At 54.1% G+C, this 4,234-nt stretch carries 3 protein-coding genes; 2 read left to right on the plus strand and 1 reads right to left on the minus strand.

The window, feature by feature from the left end; translation table 11 throughout:
- Positions 1–540: 540 nt before the first annotated feature.
- Entirely contained in the window at positions 541–1,821 is a 1,281-nt protein-coding gene (locus ACJROR_RS01725; protein WP_406545591.1) for an O-acetylhomoserine aminocarboxypropyltransferase/cysteine synthase family protein, read from the plus strand.
- A 177-nt stretch (positions 1,822–1,998) separates the two neighbouring features.
- Here the strand turns inward: ACJROR_RS01725 and ACJROR_RS01730 are convergent, their stop codons facing one another.
- Entirely contained in the window at positions 1,999–3,030 is a 1,032-nt protein-coding gene (locus ACJROR_RS01730; protein ID WP_406545592.1) for a sodium-dependent transporter, read from the minus strand.
- Between the two features lie 305 nt (positions 3,031–3,335).
- On the opposite strand from ACJROR_RS01730, the gene ACJROR_RS01735 reads away from it, so the two are divergent.
- The gene (locus tag ACJROR_RS01735; RefSeq protein WP_406545593.1) at positions 3,336–3,782 is read left to right on the plus strand and encodes a hypothetical protein; all 447 of its coding nucleotides are present in this window, start codon (positions 3,336–3,338) and stop codon (positions 3,780–3,782) included.
- Positions 3,783–4,234 lie beyond the last annotated feature (452 nt).

Genomic DNA, 4,234 nt, shown 5'->3' on the forward strand with positions numbered 1-4,234 from the left:
CTCGTCTACCGTTCCCAGATGATGAACTTTGTAACGGACTTTGCCGGATTCATCGATCCGTTTAACCTGGACGGCAGCATATCTGTACTTCCTGTCGGTATGTATGTACACCCGGTAGCGGGTGTTCGGATCCTCTTTGCGCGGCATAATCACCTCATCACAGTAATTGCATTTCTGTCAGGCTGGCGCAGAAAACGCGTAAATTACGAACCTGATACTCTCCGTTCCTGTTCCGGAACCGGTCACAGATAACAGTCGCCGTTTCAGGTTCATTTTAACTGCAATCTTCCCCGAACAAAGTTCCCCGGCCTCAAAAGGCGCGGCAGATCTGTTTTTCCGAGCATGCTTTCTGAAAAGCTTCCATACAGCCCTGCTCCTGCTGTTTCAGCATGAGTCTCCGTTGTCACCGGTTTCCGGAACACTCAGACAGCGTCCGCAGGATAACATTTTCCAAAGCATCTCCTCTTTTTGACAGCTGAACGGATATTGCTCCTGAATTTGGAGTAAAATCAGAGCACCGATTTTTAAGGACATCTTACAATGACATACAAATTTGACACCCTTCAGGTACATGCCGGACAGGAGCAGGCCGATCCTGCCACCGGAGCCCGGTCCGTGCCTATCTACCTGACCTCCTCTTACGTATTCAATAATGCGGAGCAGGCCACTAACCGCTTCAATCTCAGCGATCCCGGCAATATCTACAGCCGCCTCACCAATCCCACGGTAGAGGTTTTTGAAAAGAGAATGGCCGCTCTGGAAGGCGGCGTTGCCGCTCTGGCCACCAGCTCCGGACTTGCCGCGGTAAACTATGCCGTAATTGCTCTGGCCCATGCCGGACAGAACATTGTGGCAGCGCAGAATCTCTACGGCGGCACCTTTGAACTGTTCCACGACACCCTGCCCAATTACGGCATTACCACCACCTTTGTGGAGCCTAATGACTACGAGGGTTTCGAAAAGGCCATCGATGATAACACCAGGGCTCTTTATGCGGAAACTCTGGGAAATCCCAACTGCGATCCCGTGGATATTGAAAAGCTGGCCGACATCGCCCACCGCCACGGCATTCCTCTGATCATCGATGCCACCTTCACCCCGCCTTCGGTGATCCGTCCCATTGAGCACGGCGCTGACATTGTGGTGCACTCTGCCACCAAGTTTATCAGCGGCCACGGCACCGGTCTCGGCGGCGTAATCACCGACAGCGGCAAGTTCGACTGGAAGGCCTCCGGCAAATTCCCGGCCCTGACCGAGCCCAATGCCTCCTACAACAACGTGGTATTTGCCGATGCCTGCGGCCCGGCCGCCTTCGTGAACATGATAAGAGCCATTATCCTCCGTGATACCGGTTCCTGTCTGTCCCCCTTCCACGCCTTCCTGTTTATTCTGGGCCTGGAAACCCTGTCCCTGCGTCTCCGGAAGCATACCGAAAACGCTCTTAAGGTGGCGGCATTCCTGCAGAGTCACCCCAAGGTGGAAAACGTAAACCATCCCTCCGTAACCAGGGATCAGGAGCAGCAGACCATCTACAAGAAGTACTATCCGGAAGGAGCCGGCTCCATCTTCACCTTTGAGATCAAGGGCGGCATTAAGGAAGCGCAGACTGTTATTGATAACCTGAAGCTGTTCTCCCTCCTGGCCAATGTGGGAGATGCCAAGTCTCTGGCCATTCATCCGGCCACCACCACTCACGCCCAGCTTTCCGGCGAGGAGCTTCTGAAGCACGGCATCAAGCCCAACACCATCAGAGTCTCCATCGGCATTGAGGATGCGGATGATATCATTCAGGATCTGGATCAGGCATTAAGCAAGATCTGATAACCGCCCTTTTGGGATCAAGGCTCCCCGCTTTTTCGGACAAAGGCCGACAGAAACGGTCTTCCGGAAAAGCGGGGAGTTTTTATGCCGGAGCGAAAGGAAATACTCCTCAGGCTGCCCTGCATCCTGACAGAGCCTCAATCCGGCGTCCCCTTTCCGCAAATGAAATGATCCTGACTAACCGTTTTTGCGAGGCTTGTCTTGGGAAGACGCTGCGCTCCCGGATCCTGCTTCCTCCTGCGACTTCCGGTAAAGCTGCCAGGAATTTATGGAGTTATGCCAGATACTGTAGAAGCCGCCGGTGATGGCAGTAACCGGGGTAAAGAAGGTGTAGCCTGTCCAGATCATAAAGACGGTGCTTTTCTGGCCCAGAGCCTGGCCGGCGGTCACCGCATCCCCTGAGGATCCGCAGATCCGGCCAAAGAACCGCCCCAGGGCAAACTGCAGGAGACAGGCCGCCAGGGAAACCGCGGCTATTTCCAGGATCGCTCCCGTTCCCAGAGGAGAATGCATCAGGTACCGCACCGAAACCGCCATAGCCAGGGGCAGGGACACCAGCCAGAAATAAAAGGCCAGATCCGGTATTCTGGTAATCCAGTTCAGAAATCCGGGACAAACGAGGCGGCACAGCCCCACCGCCAGCACCGGCCCCATCAGCAGCGGCATTACCTTGATCATAATGACGCCGAAGGCCGCTCCGAAGGAAAACCCCGGCAAGGGGTGAGCAAAGGGCACCACCGCCGGGATCAGAACGGCGGAAAGGAGATTGGCCATAATGGTGTAGGCCATGATATGCTCCACGGATCCCGCAAGCTTCCGGACAATAACGGCAGCCGCCGTGGCCGTGGGACAGATAAAGGCCAGCATGGCGGCTTCCGCAAGAAAGCGGCATTCCAGATCCGGAAAAAGATACAAGAGCCACCCCAGCCCCGCAAAGATGCCGCCCTGCAGCAATAGCAGCGGAAGAGCCCACAAAGCGGGCCGGAGCTCCGTAAAGCGGATCTTGGCAAAGCTGATGAAGAGCATGACGAACAGAAAAAACGGCTGCGCCACGGCCACGAGGTTCAGCACGGTTTTTCGGGAGGGCAAAATTGAAAGCATTTGTTCCGGAAGCTCCCGATAAAGCTCATAAACCGTCACGTATGCCAGAATGCCCGCCAGAATTGCCAGCGGGAGAGACCAGCTGCTTAAAAAACGTCTCAGGGTCATTTTTGCCTCCGTGTCATGTGTCCGGAAGGAGATCCGGTAAAGGAGCCGCAGAAAAGGGCCGCGGCCCCGGAACCGGGAGAGTGAAGAGAGCCCTTTCATTATACCTGCGAAAACATCTCCGCCTCCTGAAAAACCTGCCATCCTCCCGAAAAACATCTCCCCGCCGGCGGGAATCTCGTCCCCCTGTCCGGAATTGTGGTAAGATCCCCCGCAACAGGACAGCCCGAAAGCGGGCGCTTTCGGGCCAAACCGCATATTGCGGCTCTGCCTCTCATACTTAGACTAATACTCAGAGAATATACAACATGACTGATACTGTTAAACAGAATCTCCCGGCTCAGAACATCAAGGAAGCTCAGGAGATCTCCTCCGGGATGAATACCTCTCTCTTTCTTCACATCGTTTCATACTTTTTTTTGCCGCTTTTCTTTTTGACCATTCCCAAGGTCTACAAGCTGGCCTTCCGGGCCTGGAAGCTTCTGGAAGCCGCCGGGGATAACGCTGCCAGTCTGGAAGCCGAAACTGTTTACAAGCTCCACAAGCTGAAATGGAATCTTTTTCTGGGGATGATTTTCGGGGGCATTGGCATTGGCGTTCTGAGCTGGATGCTCCCCGATAATGCCGGCTATATTATAGGCATGCTGTACGGCGTTTTCTGCCTGGTATGTCTGGCGTTCTTCATTTACGCTGACGTAACCGCCATGAAAAAGCGCTTCGCCATTAAGGGAGCCATTGACAAGATCGGCGGCTGATTACCCGGCTTAAGAAAGGACGGCAATACCGCCGCAGATCTGAAAGAACCCCGCATGCTGCGGGGTTTTCTGTTTTGAGGAAGGCGACGGTTAAGGCGGGTACCTGAACTCTTCTCTCCTTCTTGCTTTCGTTCTCCGGCCCTGCGGTTTTTGCAAAAGGCGGGATGGAAAAGATGGCCGACATTGAAGGGAAGGGATGAAAGGGACTGGAGTAATGAGAGAGCAAGGTAAGGAATGATTTTACCAGCCGGCCGGGGCTGTTTGAATGCTGCCCAGGCATGACAGGATCTGAGGCAGGACATAGCATGGGAGCGGGAACGGAAAACAGCGGACACCTCTCAGGCATTTCCCGCCATTGAAATTATGACAAAGTTTGTCCGTCTCCGACAATATTTTACAAATTGCAAAAACATGAGATCCCGGCAATAAATGGAAGGCAAAGTCTGCTATTC

The organism is Succinimonas sp., assembly GCF_045225735.1.
Taxonomy (GTDB): Bacteria; Pseudomonadota; Gammaproteobacteria; order Enterobacterales; family Succinivibrionaceae; genus Succinimonas.

Excerpts from the sequence above, each read along its gene's own strand:
- ACJROR_RS01725 (WP_406545591.1), top strand. The coding sequence starts at position 541 with ATGACATACAAATTTGACACCCTTCAGGTACATGCCGGACAGGAGCAG.
- ACJROR_RS01730 (WP_406545592.1), bottom strand. The coding sequence starts at position 3,030 with ATGACCCTGAGACGTTTTTTAAGCAGCTGGTCTCTCCCGCTGGCAATT.
- ACJROR_RS01735 (WP_406545593.1), top strand. The coding sequence starts at position 3,336 with ATGACTGATACTGTTAAACAGAATCTCCCGGCTCAGAACATCAAGGAA.